The organism is Paraburkholderia sp. BCC1884, assembly GCF_900996225.1.
Taxonomy (GTDB): Bacteria; Pseudomonadota; Gammaproteobacteria; order Burkholderiales; family Burkholderiaceae; genus Paraburkholderia.
The window spans coordinates 236316-260483 of the sequence record NZ_CAAJGL010000068.1 but is presented as its reverse complement, the minus strand read 5'-3'; the positions used below and the strand labels follow the sequence as shown (position 1 = coordinate 260483).

General features: G+C 62.7%; 16 protein-coding genes. 5 read left to right on the top strand and 11 right to left on the bottom strand.

All coding sequences use genetic code 11. The features are described from left to right. Positions 1 to 357: 357 nt before the first annotated feature. Positions 358 to 708, top strand: coding sequence for a DOPA 4,5-dioxygenase family protein (locus FQ705_RS08075; RefSeq protein ID WP_144139360.1), 351 nt, complete (start codon positions 358 to 360; stop codon positions 706 to 708). Between the two features lie 38 nt (positions 709 to 746). Here FQ705_RS08075 and FQ705_RS08070 read toward each other — a convergent pair whose 3' ends face one another. The 6 genes from FQ705_RS08070 to FQ705_RS08045 all read right to left on the bottom strand — a co-directional run bounded on the left by FQ705_RS08070 (position 747) and on the right by FQ705_RS08045 (position 10871). Continuing rightward, on the bottom strand, positions 747 to 1058 hold the full coding sequence (locus tag FQ705_RS08070) for a high-potential iron-sulfur protein (protein ID WP_144139357.1): 312 nt from the start codon (positions 1056 to 1058) through the stop codon (positions 747 to 749). A gap of 68 nt (positions 1059 to 1126) precedes the next feature. Continuing rightward, positions 1127 to 1816 carry a nitroreductase gene (locus FQ705_RS08065; protein ID WP_144139354.1) on the bottom strand — a complete coding sequence of 230 codons (690 nt, stop codon included), beginning with the start codon at positions 1814 to 1816 and terminating at the stop codon, positions 1127 to 1129. A gap of 129 nt (positions 1817 to 1945) precedes the next feature. Continuing rightward, on the bottom strand, positions 1946 to 6850 hold the full coding sequence (locus FQ705_RS08060) for a response regulator (RefSeq protein WP_260854414.1): 4905 nt from the start codon (positions 6848 to 6850) through the stop codon (positions 1946 to 1948). A 344-nt stretch (positions 6851 to 7194) separates the two neighbouring features. Beyond that, a complete protein-coding gene (locus tag FQ705_RS08055) occupies positions 7195 to 7917 on the bottom strand; it encodes a PepSY-associated TM helix domain-containing protein (protein WP_144139350.1) in 723 nt (240 codons plus the stop codon). Continuing rightward, positions 7914 to 8597: a Fe2+-dependent dioxygenase gene (locus FQ705_RS08050; RefSeq protein ID WP_144139347.1), complete on the bottom strand. Its 684-nt coding sequence runs from the start codon at positions 8595 to 8597 to the stop codon at positions 7914 to 7916. Before FQ705_RS08050 ends, FQ705_RS08055 begins: the two co-directional genes overlap by 4 nt. A gap of 69 nt (positions 8598 to 8666) precedes the next feature. Further along, entirely contained in the window at positions 8667 to 10871 is a 2205-nt protein-coding gene (locus tag FQ705_RS08045) for a TonB-dependent receptor (protein WP_144142263.1), read from the bottom strand. 448 nt (positions 10872 to 11319) lie between these two features. On the opposite strand from FQ705_RS08045, the gene FQ705_RS08040 reads away from it, so the two are divergent. After that, positions 11320 to 12315 carry an aldo/keto reductase gene (locus tag FQ705_RS08040; RefSeq protein ID WP_144139344.1) on the top strand — a complete coding sequence of 332 codons (996 nt, stop codon included), beginning with the start codon at positions 11320 to 11322 and terminating at the stop codon, positions 12313 to 12315. A gap of 96 nt (positions 12316 to 12411) precedes the next feature. Here FQ705_RS08040 and FQ705_RS08035 read toward each other — a convergent pair whose 3' ends face one another. From FQ705_RS08035 to FQ705_RS08020, 4 genes are all read right to left on the bottom strand, one after another. Further along, complete coding sequence (locus tag FQ705_RS08035; RefSeq protein WP_144139341.1) at positions 12412 to 13212, bottom strand: ROK family protein; 801 nt, start codon at positions 13210 to 13212, stop codon at positions 12412 to 12414. Between the two features lie 35 nt (positions 13213 to 13247). Then, positions 13248 to 14861: a glucose-6-phosphate dehydrogenase gene (gene zwf, locus FQ705_RS08030; RefSeq protein ID WP_144139339.1), complete on the bottom strand. Its 1614-nt coding sequence runs from the start codon at positions 14859 to 14861 to the stop codon at positions 13248 to 13250. Positions 14862 to 15030: 169 nt separating this feature from the next. Next, positions 15031 to 17808, bottom strand: a complete 2778-nt coding sequence (locus FQ705_RS08025) for an MGH1-like glycoside hydrolase domain-containing protein (protein ID WP_144139336.1) — start codon at positions 17806 to 17808, stop codon at positions 15031 to 15033. A gap of 51 nt (positions 17809 to 17859) precedes the next feature. Next, the gene (locus FQ705_RS08020) at positions 17860 to 19854 is read right to left on the bottom strand and encodes an amylo-alpha-1,6-glucosidase (protein WP_144139333.1); all 1995 of its coding nucleotides are present in this window, start codon (positions 19852 to 19854) and stop codon (positions 17860 to 17862) included. A gap of 221 nt (positions 19855 to 20075) precedes the next feature. On the opposite strand from FQ705_RS08020, the gene FQ705_RS08015 reads away from it, so the two are divergent. The 3 genes from FQ705_RS08015 (at position 20076) to FQ705_RS08005 (ending at position 22992) form a co-directional block, all read left to right on the top strand. Then, the gene (locus FQ705_RS08015; protein WP_144139330.1) at positions 20076 to 20402 is read left to right on the top strand and encodes a hypothetical protein; all 327 of its coding nucleotides are present in this window, start codon (positions 20076 to 20078) and stop codon (positions 20400 to 20402) included. A 60-nt stretch (positions 20403 to 20462) separates the two neighbouring features. Further along, positions 20463 to 22622, top strand: coding sequence for a phosphocholine-specific phospholipase C (locus FQ705_RS08010; RefSeq protein ID WP_144139328.1), 2160 nt, complete (start codon positions 20463 to 20465; stop codon positions 22620 to 22622). 103 nt (positions 22623 to 22725) lie between these two features. Then, positions 22726 to 22992, top strand: coding sequence for a cupin domain-containing protein (locus tag FQ705_RS08005; RefSeq protein ID WP_144139325.1), 267 nt, complete (start codon positions 22726 to 22728; stop codon positions 22990 to 22992). Between the two features lie 35 nt (positions 22993 to 23027). Here FQ705_RS08005 and FQ705_RS08000 read toward each other — a convergent pair whose 3' ends face one another. Further along, positions 23028 to 24143 carry a succinylglutamate desuccinylase/aspartoacylase family protein gene (locus FQ705_RS08000; RefSeq protein ID WP_144139322.1) on the bottom strand — a complete coding sequence of 372 codons (1116 nt, stop codon included), beginning with the start codon at positions 24141 to 24143 and terminating at the stop codon, positions 23028 to 23030. Positions 24144 to 24168 lie beyond the last annotated feature (25 nt).

Here is a 24168-nt window from a genome sequence, read left to right as displayed (position 1 = left end):
CTATCGGAGCTACGCGCGCGATTCATCCGCGGATGAGGCAAAAGCAAAGCGCATGCCAATTGGCCAGGAACCCGTTGAACCTGCTACAGCAGCCGTGCCGTAAGCCTCGGGCAAAGCAGGTGATCGGCCAACGCACGCTCGCGTGGTAAAAACGCGCTGCCAACGCGACAAATCATCTCCATTCTTACTAGCCATCGGCACGCCCGTCCGTCAGTCCAAGCGCCGCAACGGCGAAACGCTGCCAGCATCTAACCGCCAGGATAGAAGACAGTTTTACATGAGGCACGCGCCGCGTGCATCGGCGGAAGCTGAAGCAGAACGAATGTCGGATAATGACTGATACTCAAGGACGTACTGATGACTCTTCGCGACACTTCCACCATCGAAAGCTGGCACGCTCACATCTACTTCGACGCCAGCAGCCGCGACGCGGCCTGGGCTTTCCGTGAGCAAATCGAAGCGCACTGGAACGGCAAGCTGCAACTGGGCCGTTTTCACGAGCGCCCGGTCGGGCCTCACCCCATGTGGTCATATCAACTCGGGTTCGCGCCCGAGCAGTTCGCAGAACTGGTCGGCTGGCTCACGCTGAATCACGGCGCGCTCGACGTTTTCCTGCATCCCAACACCGGCGACGCTTTACGCGATCATCGCGACGCGGCCATCTGGATCGGCCGTTCGTACGACCTCGTGCTGAGCGTGTTGATGTGACGAATTCGCGCGCCGCGTGTTGCCTGAAACGTAGCTGCTCACATGTTCGAATACGAGTTGCACCAACCGCGCGCGGCGACCTGTTTGTCGCCGAATAACGTGCAGCCGCCATATGCGTCGGTGGTTTTTCCCTGGAACAGCGAGCAGTTGCCACAGGTTTGCCCGGCGGCATAGCCGGGGAATTTAGCCTTATCCACCTTGGCTGCGTCTTCCTTGTAGCCGACGGCCTGTGCCTTCGGATCGGCCTCGCCAAGCGTATTCGCCGGCTCGGCAAACGCGACACGGGACAGCGCGAGCGATGAGCCGACGCCCATGCCCAACAGCAAAAAATGACGGCGCGATGTTTTCATGGTGGTTCGGGGAAAGTGGGGCATTCGTTATTCGTCGTGCGTGAGGATTACGCCGCGATCGGGCGAGATCAATCGATAAACCGTGTGAAGCGCTCGACGGGTTCACGCTCGGTGCGCAGCGTATTGACGAGTGCGGCCTCGTCGGCGAAACCGAGCGACATGCCGCAGACCAGTTGCTCATCTGCGGACAAGGCAAGATGTGCGCCGATGACCTGATGAAAGCGCGTAAACGCAGCCTGCGGACACGTGTCGAGCCCGCGCCCGCGCGCCGCCGTCATGATCGCCTGCAGGAACATGCCGTAATCGAGCCAGCTGCCGCGCTCCATCACGCGGTCGATCGTGAAGAATAGTCCCACCGGTGCGCCGAAGAAACGATAGTTCTGCGCGTGCTGTTGATGCATGCGCGCCTTGTCGCCTTTTTCGATGCCGAGCAGTCCATACAGGTCCCAGCCGATCTTGCGGCGACGGTCGATATACGGTGACACCCACTGATGCGGATAGTACGGATACTCCTCGCGGTACAACGTATCGCGTTGCGGGTCGTCGTAGGCCGCGAGCAAGGCCCGCGAAAGACGCGCGAGCGATTCGCCCGTTACCACATACACTTTCCACGGCTGCGTATTGGTTCCGGAGGGCGCACGGCTCGCGGTTTCGAGAATAGCTTCGATCTCGGCGCGCGGCACAGGCGTGGACAGAAAGGCACGAATCGAGCGCCGCGTGATGAGTGCGACGTCGACTTCGTTGGCGGATGGGGTCATGGGCGAATTCCTGCAAAACCAGGCGTGGGATGGTCTGCGGGAATTCTAGCGCGAGCGGCCACATGTCCGCTGGCAGGCCGGCGGCGCAGCCGGCCTCGCGCGGCATGACATGCTGCGACGCCCCCGCGACTAAAACAGTGGCGTCTTCAGCGCGTCGACAAGATCGAGTGGATCGTAAGGCTTGCGCAGCAGCATCGCGTGCGGCAAGGCCTTGCGCTGCTCCGGCGTCAACACGAGGTCGTGACCGGTCAGAAAGATCACGCGCAGATCGGGCCGCTCGCGGCACACCTCCATCGCCAGATCGACCCCCGATTTGCCCGCCAGTCCCACGTCGGTGAGCATCACGTTGATCGCGTGCTCGCTGAGTAGTTTTTTGGCGTCCCGCTCGCCTTCGGCCTCCAGAACGTCGAAGTCGAAAGTCCGCAGCAATTCGGCCGTGCTCACGCGAATCAGCTCGTCGTCTTCCACGAGCAAAATACTCGGATGCTTGTCCGCGACAAAACTGTCGGCGCCCTCCGGTGTGACAGGCGGCTCGATCTCCAGCAGCGGGGCGACCTCGGCAAGCTCGGCCGCCTGGGGATTCTGCGTCTGCAACACGTAGCGCACTTTGCGCGCCAGCGCTTCATGCGTGTACGGCTTGCTGAGCAGTTCGATACCTTCGTCGAGACGCCCGGAATGCACGATGGCGTTATCCGTATAGCCCGATGTGAACAGCACCGCAATCGACGGCAGCCGTTCGCGCGCCTTGCGTGCGAGTTCGGTGCTGCGCAGCGGACCGGGCATCACCACATCGGTAAACAGCAGATCGATCGGTACACCGCTTTCGACGATCGCCAGCGCGCTTTGCGCGTCTTTTGCCTTCAGCACGCGATAACCGAGATCGGACAGCATTTCGACCACGGTGGTGCGCACTTCCTCGTCGTCCTCGACCGCCAGAATCGTTTCGGTGCCGCCCTTGGCCGGACCGGCATCGACATTCGTTTCGAGGTCTTCTTCCTGACGCACGCGTGGCAGATAAACGCGGATCGTGGTGCCGTGCCCCTGTTCGCTGTAGATCTTGACGTGACCGCCGGACTGCTTCACGAAGCCATACACCATGCTCAAGCCAAGCCCGGTGCCCTGGCCTTCCGGCTTGGTGGTGAAGAACGGCTCGAACACCCGTTCGCGCACTTCCGGCGGCATGCCGGCGCCGGTGTCGGTGACCGCGAGCATCACGTACTGGCCGGGTGTGACGTCCGCGTTGCGCTTGGCATAAGCGTCGTCGAGCGCGGCATTGCCGGCTTCGATGGTGAGCCTGCCGTGGCCGCCCATGGCATCGCGCGCATTGATCGCGAGATTGAGCAGCGCGTTTTCGACCTGGAACGGATCGACCAGCGTATTCCACAAGCCGCCCGACACGATCGTTTCGATTTCGATGCCGTCGCCGAGCGCGCGCCGCAGCATGTCGTCGAGTCCGCGCACGAAGCGGCCGAGATTGACGACCTTCGGCGCAAGCGGCTGACGCCGCCCGAACGCAAGCAGTTGCGATGCGAGATTGGCGCCTCGCGCGACACCCGCCAGCGCATTGCGTACGCGCTGCTCCGGCTTCTCCGAACCGGCGACGTCTTTCGCCAGCAATTGCAGATTGCCGCCGATCACTTGCAGCAGGTTGTTGAAATCGTGCGCGACGCCACCGGTCAGCTTGCCGATCGCTTCCATTTTCTGCGCCATGCGCAGCGCTTCTTCCGCGTGCCGCAGCGCCTCGGAGGTTTCCTTGTCGGCGGTCACGTCGCGGCCTACGCCGTGAATGCGCGTGGTGTCTGGATCGAGCGCGAGCGTCCACGCCACCCAGCGCCACGTGCCGTCGATCCGCTTGAAGCGGTTTTCATAGCGCACCGGCTGCAGCGTGCGCCGCAGCTCAGCCAGATGCCGGCTGACGGTGTCGATGTCGTCGGGATGAACGAGGTCGACATAGGAACGCGACATCAGCCATTGCAGGTTGTGGCCCAGCATGTTGCTCCACGACGGGCTCACGCGTTGCAAGCGGCCTTCGATGTCGGCCACCACCAGCAGGTCCTCACTCAGCTCCCACAGACGGTCGCGGTCGGCGACGGTCTCGATCACGCGGCGCTCCAGCGTCTCGTTGAGATCGTGCAGCGCGCTTTGCGCTTTCGCGCGCTCGGCGATTTCGGTTTGCGCGGCCTGATAGAGACGCGCGTTATCGATTGCAATCGCCGCCTGGGCAGCAATACCGACCACGATCCGCTCGGATCGCTCAGTGAACACACCCGGCTCCGGGTGACCGAACAGCAGACCACCCACCACTTCACCGCCGCGCGACGTCACGGGCACGGCGAGATAGCTGCGCACTTGCAGATGCCCCTCGGGCATGCCGCGATGCGGCGCGTTGTGTCCGTAGCGCGGATCCTGCGTGATGTCGTCCGAGCGCACGATGCCTTCGCCATGGAAGGTCGGCGCAAACACCTGCGTATTGCGCGGCATCGGAAACTGCGCGAACGCTTCTTTCGGCACACCGGATAGCGTGTACAGCGTGTAACTGCCGCCCTTGTCGTCGAGCACGTTGTAGAAGAACGAGCCAAACGCGGCGCCGGTGAGTTCGGTGGCGGCGTCGGTCACGATCTGCACGGCACGGTGCAGATCGAGTTCGGCGGCGACTGTCGACCCCACGCGATTAAGAATTTCCAGCGTGCGCGATTCTTCGCGCAGCTTCATTTCCGTCTCGCGGCGCAGCCGGGCAAGTTGCAGATTGCCCGCCACGCGAGCCAGCAATTCGCGGGCGGAAAACGGCTTGGTCAAATAATCGTCGGCGCCGTGTTCGATGCCGCCCACGAGCGCTTCTTCGCCCGCGCGAGCCGACAGCATCAGCACAGGCGTGTCGCGCAGCTGCGGGTCCGCGCGCAATTCGCGCAACAGGCCGAAACCGTCGAGGCGCGGCATCATCACGTCGGACAGCACCAGATCGGGCGGCTCCGCGCGGGCCGCCTCGAGCGCGGCCTGGCCATCGGCGGCGAGGCGCACGTCGTGACCCGCCGCGCGCAGGATGCGGCTCATGTACTCGCGCAAATCGGCGTTGTCGTCGACCACCAGCAGACGCGCGGCATTCGGTGCGACGCCCTCGGTTGTCGGCGCTGAGTCGACAGCGGCCGAGTCGAGCACCTCGTTCTCCGGACTCCAGCGAAGCGCGGCGTCGACATAGGTTCGCGCATGCCGACTCATCGGGGCATGCACCATGCCGTCGTCCGACGCGCGCGGCGCCGAACCGCGCGGCAGCGTGACGGCAAAGCATGCGCCCTCGCCCAGCACGCTATCGACCCGCACCGTGCCGCCGTGCAGCTTGACCAGCTCCTGGACCATCGCGAGGCCGATGCCGCTGCCTTCGACCGAGCGGCCCGGCGCTCCCGCCACGCGGTGAAAGCGCTCGAACAAACGCGGTACTTCTTCTTGCGCAATGCCGATGCCGCTGTCGGTCACGCTAACCTCGACACCTTCGTCGGATGTGGCACGCACCACGACCCGGATCGTGCCGAAGAACGTGAACTTATACGCGTTCGACAGCAGATTCATCACGACCTTTTCCCACATCTCCCGATCGACTTGCACCACCACGGGCGAGGTCGGAATCTCCACTTCCAGGCGCAAGCCTGCGCTCTCGACGGCGGACTGGAACAGCGATGCAAGTTCGGCCGTAAACGCGGCGATGTCGGTGGGCTGCGGATGAATCTGGATGCGACCTGCTTCGATCCGCGAGAAGTCCAGTAGCGCGTTGACGAGCTTCAACAACCGCAAGCCATTCCGATGCGTGATCTCGATCAGCGCGCGGTCGTCGATGTCACCGGCGGCTTGCGAACTGTCCACGCTCACGGCCAGTTGCGGTTTGGCGAGCAACTCTTCGAGCGGGCCGAGCATCAGCGTCAACGGCGTGCGGAATTCGTGGCTGATGTTGGAGAAAAACGTGGTCTTCGCGCGGTCGATTTCGGCCAGCGCCTGCGCGCGCCGCCGCTCTTCCTCATACGCCTGCGCGTAGCCGATCGCCGCGCCGACCTGGCCCGCGATCAGATTCATGAAGCTGCGATAGGCGTCGTCGAAAAGACGGCACGGGTTCAGCCCGGCGATCAGGATCACGGTCTGCGTGGTTTCGCTACCCGCCGTCACCGGCAGGATCACAGCCTGTTCAGGCGCGAGATGCCATGGACCGCGTGGCATCTCGACGCCGAAGCGCTGCGTCAGGTCACGCACCATGTGCGGCGCCTGAAGCTTGAGGACATCGGCGACCGGCCAGATCGGATCGGCGTTCAAGATCATCGACTCGGGCGCACCCGGATGACCTCGCTCGATGCCGCACGTGCCGATCAGCGTGACCGTGTCGCTGCCGGCTTCGGCAGCGTACAGCAGCGCAAACGGAATGTCGTGGGCATTGGACTTCAACGCGCGCATGCTCAGTTCGCACGCCTCGCGCCAGTCGCGACCGTCCGGGGTGGCGGCAGCCAGTTCTTTCAGCAAAGCCAGTTGCCGCTCGCCGACCACCCGCAGCGTGTCGTCGCTATTGGCGCAGATGATGCCGCCGGGCTCGCCGTCCTCGCCGGGAATCGGGCTATACGAGAAGGTGTAATACGTCTCCTCGGGAAAGCCGTTGCGTTCCATGATGAGGAATTGCTGCTCGACGAAGATGCCCTCCGTGCCCGTCATCGCGGTGTTCAGGAGCGGCCCGATCTCGCTCCAGATTTCGCGCCACACTACCCGCGTGGGTTGACCGAGCGCGGCCGGATGCTTGCCGCCGATGATCGATTTATACGGGTCGTTGTAAAAATAGATGAGCTCGTCGCCCCAGCCGATCCAGATCGGCTGACGCGAGGTCAGCATGATGCGGATCGCGATCTTCAGCCCTTGCGGCCAGCTTTCGGGCGCACCGAGCGCCGTCTGCGTCCAGTCGTAGGCGCGAATCAACGCGCCCAGCTCTCCGCCTCCGGACAGAAAGGACGGGGCGTGGGAATGAGAGGGCGATATATCCGACGTGAAGCTGTCCGGCTCTTTCAACGCGATCTCCTCGACGCGGCGGGTGACAGGGGGGCGGACCGCTATTGCAAATATAGTGCCCGGGACCTGGATAACCGATCCCGATCGACGGCGCAATTGGCCTAGCGGGATTCTCGCACGTAGCGACGGACTGGAGGAAGGAGAGACGACGCGTTAGAGCCTGAAATTACGGGCTATCAGCGTCGGCGTGCCGTGCCTGGACGGCGCGCTCGATGGCGCGCGCGAAGCGCCGCGCAGCAGCAGGAAAGAACGGTAAAACGTACTTCGCGGATGCGCGCGGACGAGGCGAATCTCCCGATCGAATGATCGCGTAGCAATCCGCCAGGTCCACCACCCCGCTTACATCACATCAGACCCACGCACACCGCGGCGACGATCGATCCCAACACGAGCACCGCGCCGACCGTCTTACGTTTGTTCAGTTCGGTCCAGAGCAGCACGCCGGTCAGTGAAAGCAGAATGATGCTGCCCGCCAGCGTGTCGATCAGCAGCACCCAGCCGACGCTCAAACCGACGCCTTTGTGCAGGTTCGTCAGCATCGCAAGAAACGTGTTCTCGCTGCGCTTGACGGTCACGAAGCCATTGCCGACCCAGTATTCCGCCGAGGTGTTCTCATGCGGCGAAGCAAAGTTGAGCTGCCAGTGTTCCGGCTGCACCACCGTGTGTTCGCCCCACGCCACGGGATGCGCAGGCTCCTTCTGCATACGCCCCGGATTGCCCGTCAGATTCAGTTCGTGCCTGAGCCACTTGCCCAACTCGCGCGGCGTCTGCGGCGCCGGTTGCGGCAGCGGCACCTGCATCACGGACACCTGCGGCTCGCCCGTCGACACCCGCAGCGGGCCGCCGCGATGGTTCAGGAAAAAGCCGGTGGTGCCGAACAGCAAACCGAGCGCGGCGCCCCACAAACCGATCCAGCCATGTACCTTGCGCAGCCATTTGACGAAGGTCGCGCGGCGCGAACGCTGTTGGCGCGCCTTCATTTCACCGCTGTCGAGCCGCCGCGGCTCGCTCGCCTGAGCGTCGATGTCCGCTGCAGATTGACCGTCGATGGTTTCGGATACGCTCACGTTTCACTCCAGGTACGCAAAAGATTGTGATAAATGCCGACGAGGCTGCGGCGTGCGGCATCGTCGGCGTTACTGGCATTGAGCCGTTGGATGGCGGTGTCCATGTCGAACAGCATCGCGCGCTGCATATCGCTGCGCACGAGGCTCTGCACCCAGAAGAAACTGGCGACGCGCGTACCGCGCGTGACCGGCGTGACCTGATGCAGGCTGGTGGCCGGATAAACGATCATGTCGCCCGCCGGCAGCTTGACCTGCTGCACGCCGTAGGTGTCTTCGATCACGAGTTCGCCGCCGTCGTAGTCGGCGGGTTCGGAGATGAAGAGCGTCACCGACACATCGGTGCGCAGCTTCACGCCGTTGGGCAGCACGCGCACCGCGCCGTCGACGTGGCTGCCGAACTGCATGCCGCCTTCGTAGCGATTGAAGAGCGGCGGGTACACCTGGTTCGGCAGGACAGCGCTGATAAACAGGGGATGACGTTCGATCGACGCGAGGATCACGTCGCCCAGCTCGCGTGCGACCGGCGAGCGTTCGGCGATCTGCTGGTTGCGCTTGACCGGCGCGCCCTGATAGCCGGCAGTCGCGCGCCCGTCGACCCAGGCGTCGCCCGCCTCGTCGAGCCGCTCGCGCACGAGGCGCAACTGCTCGGCGTTCAGTACATTCGGAATATGCAACAGCATGGTGTTTCCTTTGCGTCGGCTTGCCGTTCGACAGAAAACGGCAAGCCTAACCGATCCGCTCAGTGCGAATCAAAAGCGGTAGTCGAAAGTCGCCAGCAAGGTACGTCCGATACCCGGCACAGAGCGGCCGCCATCCGACGGAATCAGCGCGTCGTAGTACATCTTGTTGGTCAGGTTCAGCAGGTTCAGGCGAATGTCGTACTTCTTCGCGTGGTACGCAGCGGTCGCATCCCAACGCGTGTAGCCCGGCACCTGCACGTAGTTCGTGTTCGATGCGTAGCGCGGCGACATGTAGGTCGGGCCGCCGCCGATTTCCCAGTGCGGCGTGATCGCGTACGTGCTCCAGAAGGTCAGCGTGTTGCGCGGGGTATTGGCCGGCACGTGGCCCTGAGTGCCGTCGAGCGCCTTCAGGATGATGGCGTCCATGTAGGTGTAGCCGCCGAACACTTGCCACTTGTCGGTGATGTGGCCCGTCACGCCGGCCTGGAAGCCGTCGACGCGCACGTCGCCGTCGAGTTCGTATTCGGTCGGCGACACCTGGGTGCGCGCATTGGTCATTTCTTCGCGGAAGAACGCCGACGTCACCGAAATATTGCCGCCGAGCAGATCCCACTTGCCGCCGACTTCATACGACTTGGTCGACTCCGGTGCGAGGTTCTGCGTCAGGTTGGTGACCGTCAGCGCTTCGAGCGACGGGTCGAACGAGGTGCCGTACGACACGTAGTACGACTGCCAGTCGGTCGGCTGATAAATCACGCCGGCACGAACGCTGGTGAAGAAGTTGGTTTGCGTCGCGTAACCCGGCAAGCTGATCGAGTTGTGAATCTGCGCCTGGAAACGATCCCAGCGCAAGCCGCCGATCAGCTTCCAGTGCTGGCCGAGGGACACCGTGTCGTTCAAATACGCGCCGATTTCGTTCGAACCGGAATCGGCATAGTTGCCGACCGTGGTGGTCACACCGGCAGGCGACGATAGATACACCGGGTTCACCATCGACACGATCGGCAAGTTGTTGCGCGTGGAGGCCTGATTCGAATAGCTGTCGTGGCCGAGTTCGAAGCCTGCGATCAGGTCGTGCTTGATCGGGCCGGTGTCGAATTTGTATTCGAGCGCGGTGTCGTTGTACAGCGAGTGGTTTTCGATCACACGGTCATGGCTTTGCAACTTGATGAACAGTTGCGACGGCGAGAGCGTCGTGTAATTGCCGTTGGTCAATGCGGTGCTGCTGGCGAGCGGCCCGGTCAATACCGACTGCGGGGCGGTTTCGCGCGCGTCGGTCATCGAGTGCGAGAGCTGCGTCTGGTTGGTGACCGTGAGTGCGTCGTTGAACTTGTGCTTGATCGCGGCGGTGAAGGTCTGCACGTCCTGAATCGTGCGGTCGCTGGTCAGGCCGTAGAAGGTGTTCTTCGGTACCGGCGACGGGTGGCCATTCAACGCCTGCACGCCGTAGTCGGGCATGTCGTAGTTGTGCTGGATCAGCGCGGAGATCGTCACTTCGGTCGGCGTGCCGATGCCGAACCGCACTTCCGGCGCGATGCCGTAGTCCTTGTTCTTCATCTCGTCGCGCGACGAACCGAGGCTTTGGCCGAACGCGTTCAGGCGGATCGCTGCGGTGTCCGTCAGCTTGTGATTCACGTCGATCGTGCTGCGATAGCGATCGTCCGTACCGATCATGCCGGTGACTTCCGCCGAATCCTTCAGGTTCGCCTTCTTGCTGACCTGATTGATGACGCCGCCGGTGGAGCCACGGCCGAACAGCATCGACGACGGGCCGTACAGCACTTCGAGTTCTTCGAGGTCGAAGGTATCCCGATAGTACTGGTTGCGATCGCGGAAGCCGTCCAGATAGATGTCGTTCTGCGCCGTGAAGCCGCGCAAGTTGATGTTGTTGCCGATCTGGCCACCTTCAGCCGCGCCGATCGTCACGCCGGGCGAATTACGCAGCGCGTCCTGGAACGAGGTGGCGCCTTGCGAAGCCAGCAAGTCCTTGTTGATCACGGTGACGGTCTGCGGAATATCGCGCAACGCGGTGGGCGTCTTGGCGCCGACGTTCGATTTCTCTGCCTGGAAGTCCTGTTGCTCAACCTGCGCTGCGATGCCGATCGTCGGCAAGGTGCCGCTGTCGGCGCTGGTGGCGGCCGATGCTTTATCGGTCCCCGACTGCGGAGCCGTTTGCGTGGTGGTTTGCGGAGCGGTCTGGGCGAGCGCGGGAGTCGCAAATGGAATGGCAAATGCCAGCGCTAACGCAGTCGCGAGCGGCGTGTGGTTGAACATGGAAATCCCGTCGATGTACGCTTGTCGGAACTGCATGGATGACATGCAATCGATGACGAAGTCGCATTGGCTGGCTGCCGGTGTCGTGCGCGGAGCAGGACGACGGGATGGCTGGCTGGTTGTTAATGAGAATCGATATCATTCCACATGCATAAACGCGCATCAATCGCGGCGTAAGTTACGTTGCGTAATTAGATTGTTTCGGTATTTTACGAACGTATGGAATACGTAATGTTAGACGATAGAAAATCGTCTGTTTATTACGATATGTAATAAACAGCACGCGCAAAACCTTTCATTTTCATTGAGTCAAACCGTATTCGCGATTTCACATAGATTACTGAAACATAACAACACGCCTCGTCACGATCCGACGCCGATTCGCTACAGCGTTTATCCTTTTTGCAACACTGCATCGCCACTGACCTGTTCATCCTCGGAGTCGACCATGCAATACCGCCAATTCGGCCGCACCGGCCTGACCGTTTCCCGCCTGTGTCTGGGCACGATGACCTTCGGCTTGCAGACCGAAGAAGAGGCCTCGCACCGCATTCTCGACACCGCCGCCGACGCCGGCGTGAATTTCATCGACACGGCCGACGTGTATCCGCTCGGCGGCGGCGAAAACCTCGCCGGACGCACGGAGGAAATCGTCGGACGCTGGCTGAAGGGCAAACGCGATCGCTTCATTCTGGCCACCAAGGCGGTGGGCAAGGTGGGACCGTCGGCCTGGGATCAGGGCGCGTCGCGCAAACATCTGCTGGATGCGATCGACGCCTCGCTGCGACGGCTAGGCACCGATTACGTGGACCTGTACCAGCTCCACTCCGACGACGCCAACACGCCGCTCGACGAAACGCTCGAAGCGCTGGACGTGATCGTGCGATCGGGAAAGGTGCGCTATATCGGCGTGTCGAATTTCCTGGCGTACCGGCTTGCACGCGCACTGGGTCGTGCCGATGTCTTGCGCGTGGCGCGCTTTGTCTCGGTGCAGCCGCGGTACAACCTGCTGTTCCGTCAGATCGAGCGCGAACTATTGCCGCTCGCGGCCGAAGAGCAACTGGCGGTGATGCCGTATAACCCGCTCGCGGGCGGTTTGCTGACCGGTAAGCACAAGCTCGACGCCACGCCCACGACCGGGCGTTTCACCGAGACGGTCGGCAAAGCCGGAGCCATGTATGCGGAACGCTACTGGCATCAACGCGAATTCGACACGATCGAGCAGCTAAAAGCGCTCGTGGCGCCGACCGGCGAGTCGCTCACGCGCGTGTCGCTTGCCTGGGTGCTGGCCAATCCGCTAGTGACGTCGGCGATCATTGGCGCGAGCCGCGCCGAGCAGTTGAGCGACACGCTCGCGGCTGCGGACTGGCAACTGGATGCGCAACTGAAAACGCAACTCGACGAGGTAAGCGTGGCGTACCGCTGGGGTGACGCGGCACGCTAGAATGCGGCGGGTTGTGCAGCGGCGACGTGACCAGCCAACCCGCAAGCCGGAAGGCCTGGAAGCCACGCCGCACGCAGACACGTCTCTAGCGGGCAATCACTTGAAGTGGCCCGTGCGTTGATTCGCCTCCGGCAACTGCCGGGTCTCGCGCACGGACTTCGGATGCCACAAGCGCGCACCGCCTTCGATACCTGCGTCGTTCGAAACGGTCGCCACGTTCGCCGGCAAATCGATCGTGAGACGCGTCGCATTGCCGCCGCCGATCCACAGCTTGTCGTAATTCACCAGCGACTCGAGGATGCCGAGCACCTTCTGAACGCGCTTGTTCCAGCGTTTATTGCCCGCTTTTTCGCGCGCCGCATCGCCGATGTATTCGTCGTAGGCCACGCCTTTCTTGCTCACCGGATGATGCGCAAGCTCGAGATGCGGCATCAACTCGCCGTCGCGAAACATGGCGGTGCCCGCACCCGTGCCAAGCGTCAGCACGAACTCGAGGCCGTGACCTTCGATCGCCGCGAAGCCCTGCATCTCGGCGTCGTTGATCATGCGCACCGGCAAGCCGCCCAAACGCTGCGCCAACGAATCCGCCAACGGAATGTCGTGCCAGCCCTCCACGCCGAAATGCGGCGCCGTCAGAATGCGGTTGTCGCGCACCACGCCCGGAAAGCCGATCGACATCAGCGTGGGCGGTTCCTGTTCGACGAGCGGTGCGACCAGTTTCGCCAACGCGTCCACCAGTTGATCCGGCGTGCACGGATGCGGCGTGGCCACCCGCACGCGTTCGGTTTTCATCTTGCCGTCGGCGTCGATGATCGCGGCCTTCAGGCCGGTGCCGCCGACATCGATCGCCAGAATCCGCTCGGTGCTGCTTTTCACTTTCGTCTTGCGTGTTGCCACGGTGTCCCCCGATTGTGTGAGTACGTTCTGCGAAGTTACTTCTTCTCGATGGCTTGCTGTTTCAACGGCCGCCATGCGTGACCGTCACGCGCGAGCAATGCGTCGGCTTCGGCCGGGCCCTCGCTGCCGGCCGGATAACCGCGCACCGGCACCGCGCCGCCGTTCTTCGGATGCAGCACATCGTCCACCGCGGCCCAGCTCGTCTCGATGCTGTCGGCGCGCTGAAACAACGTCTCGTCGCCGAGCATGCAGTCGTACAGCAAGGTTTCGTAGCCGACGTTGGCACGTTCCGCAAAGAAGTCCGCATAGTCGAACGACGATTGCACTGCGCCGACCTGCATCACCGGCCCCGGCGTCTTCACGTTGAAGTCGAAGCTCGTGCCATGCGCAGGATCGATGCGCAACGTCAACACGTTCGGCGTAAGCGCGTCGACCGGCGTGTCGCGAAACAGGCGAAACGGCACCGGCTTCAACTGTACCGAGATTTCCGTGCGGCGCGCTGCCAGCCGCTTGCCTGTGCGCAGGTAGAACGGCACGCCCGCCCAGCGCCAGTTCTCGACGAACACGCGCGCCGCCGCGTAGGTTTCCGTCGTGCTGTCCGGCGCGACGTCCGGCTCCTCGCGATAACCGATGCCCGCCGGGCCTTTTTCATATTGTCCGAACACGACGTCGTCCGGGGTCAGCGGCTGGATCGCGTTCATGATGTCCGCCTTCTTGTCGCGCACGGCTTCGGCGTCGAACGAATTGGGCGGTTCCATGGCGACCATGCCGAGCAGCTGGAACAGATGGTTGGGCAGCATGTCGCGAAACGCGCCGGTCTGTTCGTAGAACTTGCCGCGCCCTTCCACGCCGATCGTCTCCGCTGCGGTGATCTGCACGCTGTCGATATATTCGCGCCGCCATATCGGCTCGAACAAGGCATTTGCAAAGCGCACGGCGAGGATGCTCTGCACCGTGTCTTTACCAAGGAAGTGATCGATGCGATAGACCTGCGATTCGTCCGCGTACGAGAGAATATGCGCGTTCAGATCGCGCGCCGACGCGAGGTCGGTGCCGAACGGTTTCTCGATCACGATGCGCCGGAAACCGCCTTTGCCGCCCTCGCCTTCTTTCAGCAACCCCGCCTTGCCCAGACGTTCTACGATGGGCTTGAAGAAGCGCGAGCTGACCGCGAGGTAAAAGATCACATTGCCGCCCGGCGTCTGCTCGAGTCTTTGCTTGAGCCTGGTGAAGACGTCGTCGGTTTCGAATTCGCCGGCCATGTAGTCGAGGCGTTGCGCGACCCAGTCCCACGCCTTGTCGTCGAGCTTGCCGGCGTGGAAGGTGCTGGCTTTGTCGGCGGCGAACTGCTCTAGCGACTTGTGCAGGTCGTCGACCCACTCCTTCGTCTCGCGCTCGCCATGATTCACGCCGATGATTTTCATGCCGCCATCGAGCAGGCCGTCGACCGCGAGGTTGTAGAGCGCCGGCATGAGCAGGCGTTTGGTGAGGTCGCCGCCCGCGCCGAAGATCACCAGCGTGCAAGGCGGCGCAGGCCGCTTGCCGGCCGGCGACGCCGGCGCGTCATGCGAGCCCGCGTTGACTTTGCAGCTCGGTTCGTCAGGGTTAGCGGGACGGTCTGATGCGGGGGAATTCGGGGTAGTCGACATAGGATCCACTTTAGGAAGCCAATGGAACGAACGGAGTGATACATGAAAGACCACGCGCGAAGCCACACAGTTCAAAAACAAGCGTCGAAGCCCGGATTGCGCGAGCTTGTAGGGTTTATGTAACCCGACAGGCTCGCGCAAGCAAGCATAAACAAGCGCCCGTCACGCGCTATTTGGCCGGTGTGGGTTCGAGCGTGCAAACCGGTGCGGGCGCCGAAGTCGACGTCGGGATCGGCGCCTGGTCCGATTCGCCCGTCTGCGGCACGTTGCCTGAGGCGCCCATCACACGTGGCTGGAGCAACAGCGCGACCAGGCCCGTCCAGCCGGTTTGATGCGAGGCGCCCACGCCGCGCCCACTGTCGCCGTGGAAATATTCATGGAACAGGATCAGATCGCGCGAGCGCGGGTCGGCCTGCAATAGCGGATACGCGCCCATCACGGGCCGCTCACCGTCCTTGTTCTTCAGGAACAGCGTCGTGGCCCGGCGCGCCAGTTCGTTAGCGATTTCGTTCAACGAGAACTTCTGCCCGGAACCAGTGGGATATTCGATGCGGAAATCGTCGCCGTAATAGCGATGAAATTCGTACAGCGATTCGATCAGCAGATAGTTCATCGGCATCCACACCGGACCGCGCCAGTTCGAATTGCCGCCGAACACACGCGAATCCGATTCAGCCGGCAGATACTTGACGGTAAAGCTGTCGCCGTTGTGGTTCAGCACGAACGGATGATCGCGATGGAATCGTGACAGCGAGCGGACGCCGTGGTCGGAGAGAAACTCGCTTTCGTCGAGCGCGCGGCGCAGCAACGCTTTCATCCGATGCCCACGCAGCAGCGAGAGCAGCAGCGAATTGCCTTTGCCGGGCTCGTTCCAGCGCGACACCAGCTTCGCCAGGTCGGGCCGATGCTCGAGGAACCAGAAGAGCCGTTCGCGTAACCCCGGCAACTCGCCATGCAGACGATGCTCGAGCACGTGCACGGCGAACAGCGGAATCAGACCGACGATCGAGCGCACCCGCATCGGGATATTGCTGCCGTCGGGCAGGCGCAGCTTGTCGTAGAAGAACTCGTCCTCGTTGTCCCACAGTCCCGTTTCACAGCCGTCGTCGCAACTCACGGCCTCGGCGATATACAGGAAGTGTTCGAAAAACTTCACGCCGATATCGACGAACACATGGTTCGCGTATGCAAGTTCCAGCGCGATACGCATCAGGTCGAGCGCATAGGCGGCCATCCACGCGGTGCCGTCGGCCTGGTCGATGTGACCGCCGGTCGGTAGCGGCGCGGAACGATCGAAGATGCCGACGTTGTCCAGGCCGAGAAAACCGCCCTGGAAAATGTTGTGACCGTCGGCGTCCTTGCGGTTCACCCACCAGGAGAAATTCAGCAGGAGCTTATGGAACACGAGCTCGAGAAAATCGCGATCCGCTTTGCCGGTGAGCGCGCGGTCGATCTCGTACACACGCCAGGCGGCCCACGCATGCACCGGCGGGTTGGCGTCGCCGAGCGCCCATTCATAAGCGGGCAACTGGCCATTGGGATGCTGATAACGGTCTTTCACCAGCAGCAGCAACTGACGTTTCGCGAACGCCGGATCGATCAGCGCGAAGGCAGCCGCATGGAACGCCAGATCCCACGACGCGTACCACGGGTATTCCCACTTGTCGGGCATCGAGACGATGTCCGCGTTGCACAGATGCCGCCAGTCCGCGTTGCGGCCGCGTTTGCGCGCGTCCGCCGGTTTGGGCTGCAGCGGATCGCCGTCCATCCAGCGCTGCACGTCGTATTGGTAGAACTGCTTCGACCACAGCATGCCCGCGAGCGCCTGACGCTGCACGAGTCGCGCGTCGGGGTCGGTGATCTCGTGCTGCAACGCGCCATAGAATTCGTCGGCCTCGGCGATGCGGCGCGCGAAAATCGCGTCGGCGTCGAGTTGCACCTCGTCGGGTTTCGATTGCGGACGCCAGCGCATGTACACCACGGCGCGGCCGTGAGGCGCGAGTTCGATCGACGCGTGTGCGGCCGCCTTGGTGCCCTTGTCGTGGCGCACGGCCTGTTCATCGGCGTGCACGATGTAATCGTTGAAGCCGTCTTTGAACGGGCCTGTCCCGTCCATATTGAAGAGACGCTTGACGTTGGTGTCGTTTTCGCAAAAGAGCCACGCGACCTGCGGCGCGTCTTTCGACCACGCCGTGACGACGATCGGATCCTGGCCTTGCTGATGCCCGACCACTTGCGCATTGCCCGCGTGATCCGTCCCGGCCACTAGCGAAGGCTTGGTCTTGTTCTCTTTCCACGACCACGAATTACGCGCCCAGATCTGCGGCAGCACATCGAGCGACGCGGCCTGATCCGCGCGATTCTCGATGGTCACGCGCATCAGAATGTCGTCCGGCGCATGTTTGGCGTATTCGACCTGCACGTCGAAATAACGGAAATCGTCGAACACGCCGGTGTCGAGAACTTCGTACTCCGGCATGTCACCGCCGCGGCGCCCGTTCTCCTGCACCAGGTCCTCGTAAGGGAACGCGGCGTGCGGATACTTGTAGAGCATTCGCATATACGAATGCGTGGGCGTGCCGTCGACGTAGAAGTACAACTCCTTCACGTCTTCGCCGTGATTGCCCTGCGAATTGGTGAGCCCGAAGAGGCGCTCCTTGAGGATCGCGTCCTTGCGGTTCCACAGTGCGAGCGAGACGCACCAGCGCTGCATGTCGTCGCTGAAACCGGCGATGCCGTCCTCGCCCCAGCGATACGCGCGGCTGCGCGCATGGTCGTGCGGAAAGTAGTCCCAGGCGGTGCCGTTCGGGCTGTAATCCTCGCGCACGGTGCCCCACTGACGCTCGCTGAGGTACGGTCCCCAGCGCTGCCAATGGGCACAGTCGGCCGAGTGCAAACGTGAACCTTCGATGGTGGCGAGCAGATTGGCAGCGCGCAGCGGTGGCATGACTACATCCTCGCATCAGGCTTGGCGGTGGGACACACATCGTAGCGCGGTTTAGGCGGCAATGGGCTTGAACTCGGCAAGCAGATGTTCGATACGCAGCAGCTCGCCGAGCGACCACGCCTGAAATGGCGTGCCGGCGGGCGCATGCGGCGCATCGCCGTCGGCGATTTCGCTGAGGTGGTCGAGACCGGCGCGATCGAGATGCGCGTAGAGCGGGGCGAGAAAGCGCGCCCTGACTTGCGCCACTGCATCGGCTTCGCCGGCGTGGACACGCAACCACGCCTCGACGAATGGGCCGAGCAACCATGGCCACACCGTGCCTTGATGATAGGCGCCGTCGCGTGCGAGCGGCAGTCCGCCGTAGTGCCCGCGATAGTCAGGATCGGACGGCGCCAGCGTTCTCAAGCCAGACGGCGTGAGCAGCTGCGCTTCGACCTGAGCGAGCACGGCGCGCGCCGCTGCGCCATCGAGCAGCGGGAACGGCAGGCCGCCCACTGCGAAAATCTGGTTGGGACGAATCGATCGGTCCGTTGCGCCCTTCACATGGTCGACGTCCACGTTGTCGAACAGAGCTTGCGTGGTGGGATCGATAAAGCGCTCGCGGAACGCTTGCGATGCGCGCTCGGCTGCCGACTCCCATTGCGGATTCCACGTTGCTGCAATGCGCAACGCGTTGATCCACAGAGCCTGAACTTCGACGGGTTTGCCGATGCGCGGCGTCACGACCCAGTCGCCGACTTTCGCGTCCATCCACGTGAGTTGCACGCCGGCTTGGCCGGCGCTCAGCAGGCCGTCGTCGGACGAGGCCTGGATATTGAAGCGCGTGCCCTGCGTATAGCCCGCGAGAATGACCTCGGCGGCTTGCTGCAAACGGGTTCTCGTCGCGGCGCTCGCGTGATTCGTGGCGAGGTAGTCATGCACGGCGACGATGAACCATAGCGAAGCATCGACTGAGTTGTACTCGGGGGTATCGCCGTAGTCGGGGAAACGGTTGGGCAGCATGCCTTCGGACAAGGCGCCCGACCATTCGAGCAGGATCGCTTCGGCCTCGTCGAGACGGCCTGATGCGATCAGCAGACCTCGCATCGCGATGAAGGTGTCGCGGCCCCAATCCGTGAACCACGGGAAGCCGGCGAGGATCGTACGGCCTGCATTGCGCGTGACCACATAGGCGTCGGCGGAACGCTGCAGGCGTGAACTGAATCCGCTGCGGCGCTGCTGCTCGATATGCGTGATTTCCGCTGCACGAGCCAGCGCCTGCTGCGCGCTCGACAACGGCACGGCGCCGGCCGCGGGTGCCGTTACGATCGACGCGCTCAAGATCATCACCGCCTCGCCCTGCGCGAGATCGAAGCTGAACACACCCGGCGTCGCGAGATCCTCACTGAAATCGAGACCACGCTCCTGCTCACGCACGTAGCAGAAGTTGCGATACCAATCCGGCGCGTGAGTATAGACACCGTTCGTCGCGGCATGCACGACCGGCACGTCGCCGTACGCTTGCCAGCTCACGCAGGCCTGATCGCTGCTCATCCCGGCATTGAAGTTGAAGGCGCTGTTCTCGTGATGAAGCGCGTGATAATCGCGGCCCGACAGCAAAGGTCGGACTTTCAGCAGCGGTGCGTTCGTTGACTCCAGCGCGCCGCCATCGTCCAGCCGCCAGCGCAACACCGTCTCGCAGGTCGTCTTGCTGACGAACACTTCGGCCGTCAGCGCCAGGTGCGGTTCGAACTGAAAACGCCATGTGGGCCATGGCTCGGTGTCGAATCCGACGAGGCCCGCAGTGAGGTCCGGATAGATCACGTCGGGCAGGTAGCGCTGCATGCTCAACGGATAGCGCGCGCCGTTCACTTCGAGCCACGCCTCCACCCCGTTGACCAATACCGTGCGACCACCAGGCGGGCGCGTCGCCGCGAGCAGCAGCGCGTGATAGCGGCGCGTACGCAACGTGCCCACCGTGCCGGACGCAAAACCGCCGAAGCCGTCTGCTTCGAGCCATTCGTCTTCGAAACGCGTGATGTCGAAAGGTCGTTCGATGCGTGTCATGAAGTTACCGGTTAGGCGATGCCGTCGATGATTCAGTGTGCCTGGGATTTCAGACATGTGGCGCTACGGTGAACATTGTCCTTCCTGCCGCTTTCCATGTCCTTTCAAATAACCGACGTCATTCGCAGAATTTGGGAAGTTTTCCCCACTCGCAAACGTTTCACAATTATTTCTTGAAAGGAATACAGACTGCACCCGCTTTCACAAAAATGGATGCGGACATGAGAAGAGACATAGGCACGATGAGTGTCGTTCTGGTTGCGCTTGCAACCTCAATGCTCAGCGGTTGCGGTGCCGACGACGCCACGCCGGCGCCGACATCCTCCTCGACAACCGACAGCCACGGCCAGGCCGCACAGCCCCTCGCGTCGATACCCGCACCGTCCGCCGCCCCGCTCGACGCGGCCGCATCGTCGGCGCTCGCGGCCAACCCCGCCGCCGCCTCCGACCCGATCGCGCAAAACAGGCAGGCCAACCTCGCGGCCGACAACCAGCAAATCACGCCGGTCATGCATTACGCACCCGGCGATAGCGCCAATAGCAATTGATCCGATTCCACCGGCGTGCCTGAGCGCGCTATTCTTCCCCCCCGCAGAAGGTGATATTCGATGACATCAACTAGCCGTCGCCGTTTCCTGCAGACAGTCGCTTCATCCGCCGGCGCTGCTGCCGCTCTGAGCGCACTGCCCGAGTCGATTCGCAATGCCCTCGCCGTGCCCGCGTTTTCGCGCACCGGCACGATCCGCGATGTCGAGCACATCGTCGTGTTCATGCAGGAGAACCGCTCGTTCGACCACTACTTCGGCCATATTCGCGGCGTGCGTGGCTACAACGACCGCTTCCCGATTCCGCTGCCGGGCGGCAAGCCGGTGTGGTACCAACCGTCGAAGGAAGATCCGACCCAGCCGGTGCTGCCGTTCCATCTGAACACGGCGACGACCAGCGCGCAATGCGTCGGCGATCTCGACCATAGCTGGTACAAGACCCATGCCGCGATCGACGCCGGCCGCTACGACCAGTGGCCCGCGAACAAGACCGACATGACGATGGGCTATCACCTGCGCAGCGACATTCCGTTTCACTACGCGCTCGCCGATGCGTTCACCATTTGCGACGCGTACTTCTGCTCGCTGCCGGGACCGACGCACCCGAACCGCGCGTATCTGATGAGCGGCATGGTCGACCCGAGCGGCACGATGGGCGGCCCGCTGCTCGACAACAACGATTTCGTCGACGGCGACGGTCCGCCGAATTACCAGTTGCTTTCGTGGACCACCTACCCGGAGCGCCTGCAGGCCGCGGGGATTTCGTGGCAGGTGTATCAGCAAGGACTGACGGGCGCCGATCCGTTGAACGGCAACTATGGCACCAACATCCTGCAGAACTTCACGAACTTCATCAACGCGCAGCCCGGTTCACCGTTGTACGAGCGCGCGCAAACCGTGCGCACCATCGACGACCTGAAGGCCGACGTGCTCGCCGACAAGTTGCCGCAAGTGTCGTGGTTGTGCCCGCCGGCTGCGTACTCGGAGCACCCGAGCTATACGCCCGCATACGGCGCGGAATACACCTCGCAGATTCTCGACGCGCTGACGTCGAATCCCGAAGTGTGGAGCAAGACCGTGCTGTTCATCATGTACGACGAGAACGACGGTTTCTTCGACCACCTGGTGCCGCCGCAACCGGCAACGACGCCGGCGCAAGGCCAGTCGACGGTCAGCACCGACGGTGAGATTCACAACGTGGTCAATCCCGCGCGCGGCGGCAGCTACACCGCCGACGGTCTGCCGTACGGCCTCGGCCCGCGCGTGCCGATGACGATCGTGTCGCCGTGGAGCAAGGGCGGCTTCGTGTGCTCGCAAGTGTTCGACCATACGTCCGTGATTCGCTTCATCGAAGCGCGCTTTGGCGTGTACGAGCCGAACATCACGGCATGGCGTCGCGCGGTGTGCGGCGACCTGACCACGGCGTTCGACTTCCGCACGCCGGATTCGTCGGTGCCGTCGCTGCCGGACACGAGCAACTACAAGAGCATCGCCGACGACCAGTGCGCGACGCAGCCCAAGCCGACCGTTCCCGCGACGCCGGGCACGATCGATCCGCAGGAAAGCGGTATCCGCTTCGCGCGTGCCTTGCCGTATGAATTGCACGTGAACGGCCATGCGGACGTGAAGACCAATGCCTTCGACCTTTCGATTGCCAACACGGGCGACCAGGGCGCGCACTTCTACGTGTACTCGACGAATCGCACGGACGGCCCGTGGCGCTACACCGTCGAAGCCGGCAAGTCGCTCAAGGAAACCTTCGATCTGACCACGACGAGCGGCGTGTACGCGTTCGAAGTGTTCGGCCCGAATGGTTTCGTGCGTAAATTCGCTGGCAACACGCAAGCCGCCGCGCAGACGACGCAGGCGTCGCAGGTAGCGGGCTGGTCCGGTCACGGCAAACCGGCAGAGCCCGAAGTGAAGGTGCAATACGACGTCGCGAACGGCAACGTGTTCCTGAAGTTCAGCAACAAGGGCGGCGGCGTTGCACGTTTGACGGTGACCGACAACGCGTACGGTGCGCGCACGCGTCCGGTGCTGGTGCCGGCCGGCGCGCATATCGAAGAGGCGTGGGTGCTGGCGTCGAGCCATCACTGGTACGACCTGACGGTGACGAGTAACGACGACGCCAGCTTCTCGCGTCGTCTGGCGGGTCACGTCGAGAACGGTCGCCCGAGTATCAGCGACCCGGCAGCGGTGGCGCCGGTGCTGGTGGCGAACTAAGCTGGATGCAGGGGCTCCGGCCGAAAGGAGCCCCTGATTGCCGGCACGAAATCGCGCATGGCGTTACAGTATTTCTTCCACACCACTACCCAGGGAAGACGCCATGGACCGCAATGCATTCACTGAAAGCCTGACGAAAGACGGATTCCCGGAATCTGTCGTGGTGAAACGGGAAGCCAATGCCGCGATGGATGTTCACGTCCATCCCTTCGAGGCCAAAGCGCTGATCCTGGAAGGCGAATTGAACATCCGCGTGGACGACGACGAGCGCGTCTATCGAGTCGGCGACGTCTTCCACCTCCCCGCGAACCAGCCGCATTCGGAGCGCTACGGTCCGGACGGCGTGACGTATCTGGTTGGAAGAAAATAACCCGACACGCCCCCGCTTTGATTCGGACGACGGCGTCACGCGCCCAACAGAACACCGGTTCGGAACGCGCGCGTTCCCGTCACGCGTCCAAGCGGTGCGCCGGTGGTCACGAAGCGAATCGCGCGGCGCATGTAGAACACACCTTCGGTCTTGCTGGAAATCGTCGTCGTCTCGTCGGTCAACGGATCGACGATATCGAACAGCGGCTGGCCGACGCGAATCGTGTCGCCGATCTTCGCGCGATGAATCAGAATGCCGCTGACCGGTGCATAAAACTGCTCGCTGCCGGCAAGCGGCGTAGCGGGCGACAACAACGCCGGCAACGGTTTCGCTTCCAACCGTATCGCCTTGCGCCACCCCAGGTAGTCGACTAATGCGTCGGCATCCTGCTGCGCGACTTCGTATGACACGTCGCGCTGTCCACGGCACTCCACCGTTACCGCAATCGTGCCGTTCGGCACCGGCTTGTCGGCAGGCATCGCCTGCTGCAGATTCCACCATAGCAGGCTGTGGGTTTCGTCGAACGACTCGCCGCCGGAGTTGGTGGCAAGCAGCGATGCCTGCGCCCCGAGGAAGCGCGACAATGGTTCGAACTCCGGCCACGCCGCTTCGCTCGTGTAGAGATGCATCGCCGCTTCCAGCGAGCAATGCAGATCGATCACCACGTCGGCGTCGAACGAAAGTTTCAGCGAGGCCAGTTGCAACGACTCGAACTCGGTCAGCGGTTTGTGTTCGGCCAGTTCATCGGCGATCAGCTTGCGGATGATCCGCACATTCTCTGCGGCGTCGGCACCCAACAGTTCCTTGGCGCGCGCCGTCAGCTTCGAAAATTGCATGAAGTGCCGATTGAAGTTCTTGCCGCTGCCCAGATCGAAGCGGCCAAGAAACTGTCCAAGCACGTATTGTCCAAGCCCAACCGGATTCGCTACCGGCACGAGGACGATTTCCGCATCCAGCAAGCCCTGCTGTTCAAGTTCCAGCAGACGGCGCTTCAACAGAACGGTCGTCAGCATCGCCGGCGTTTCGTCGGCATGCAGCGACGACTGGATGTAAATCTTCTGCCCGCTTCCCTTCGGGCCAAAATGAAACGACACCAGTTCGCGGTGCGTGCCGGTAGCCGGCGAGAGAAGCGGAATCGATTGCCTGTTCATGAGCGGAAGGTCTGGAGAGGTAGAG

Bases quoted from the DNA above. Each gene is read 5' to 3' on its own strand.
- FQ705_RS08020 (WP_144139333.1), bottom strand. From the start codon at position 19,854: ATGACACGCATCGAACGACCTTTCGACATCACGCGTTTCGAAGACGAA.
- FQ705_RS08065 (WP_144139354.1), bottom strand. From the start codon at position 1,816: ATGACCCCATCCGCCAACGAAGTCGACGTCGCACTCATCACGCGGCGC.
- FQ705_RS08045 (WP_144142263.1), bottom strand. From the start codon at position 10,871: ATGTTCAACCACACGCCGCTCGCGACTGCGTTAGCGCTGGCATTTGCC.
- FQ705_RS08040 (WP_144139344.1), top strand. From the start codon at position 11,320: ATGCAATACCGCCAATTCGGCCGCACCGGCCTGACCGTTTCCCGCCTG.
- FQ705_RS08075 (WP_144139360.1), top strand. From the start codon at position 358: ATGACTCTTCGCGACACTTCCACCATCGAAAGCTGGCACGCTCACATC.
- FQ705_RS08000 (WP_144139322.1), bottom strand. From the start codon at position 24,143: ATGAACAGGCAATCGATTCCGCTTCTCTCGCCGGCTACCGGCACGCAC.
- FQ705_RS08070 (WP_144139357.1), bottom strand. From the start codon at position 1,058: ATGAAAACATCGCGCCGTCATTTTTTGCTGTTGGGCATGGGCGTCGGC.
- FQ705_RS08025 (WP_144139336.1), bottom strand. From the start codon at position 17,808: ATGCCACCGCTGCGCGCTGCCAATCTGCTCGCCACCATCGAAGGTTCA.
- FQ705_RS08050 (WP_144139347.1), bottom strand. From the start codon at position 8,597: ATGCTGTTGCATATTCCGAATGTACTGAACGCCGAGCAGTTGCGCCTC.
- FQ705_RS08010 (WP_144139328.1), top strand. From the start codon at position 20,463: ATGACATCAACTAGCCGTCGCCGTTTCCTGCAGACAGTCGCTTCATCC.
- FQ705_RS08005 (WP_144139325.1), top strand. From the start codon at position 22,726: ATGGACCGCAATGCATTCACTGAAAGCCTGACGAAAGACGGATTCCCG.
- zwf (WP_144139339.1), bottom strand. From the start codon at position 14,861: ATGTCGACTACCCCGAATTCCCCCGCATCAGACCGTCCCGCTAACCCT.
- FQ705_RS08015 (WP_144139330.1), top strand. From the start codon at position 20,076: ATGAGAAGAGACATAGGCACGATGAGTGTCGTTCTGGTTGCGCTTGCA.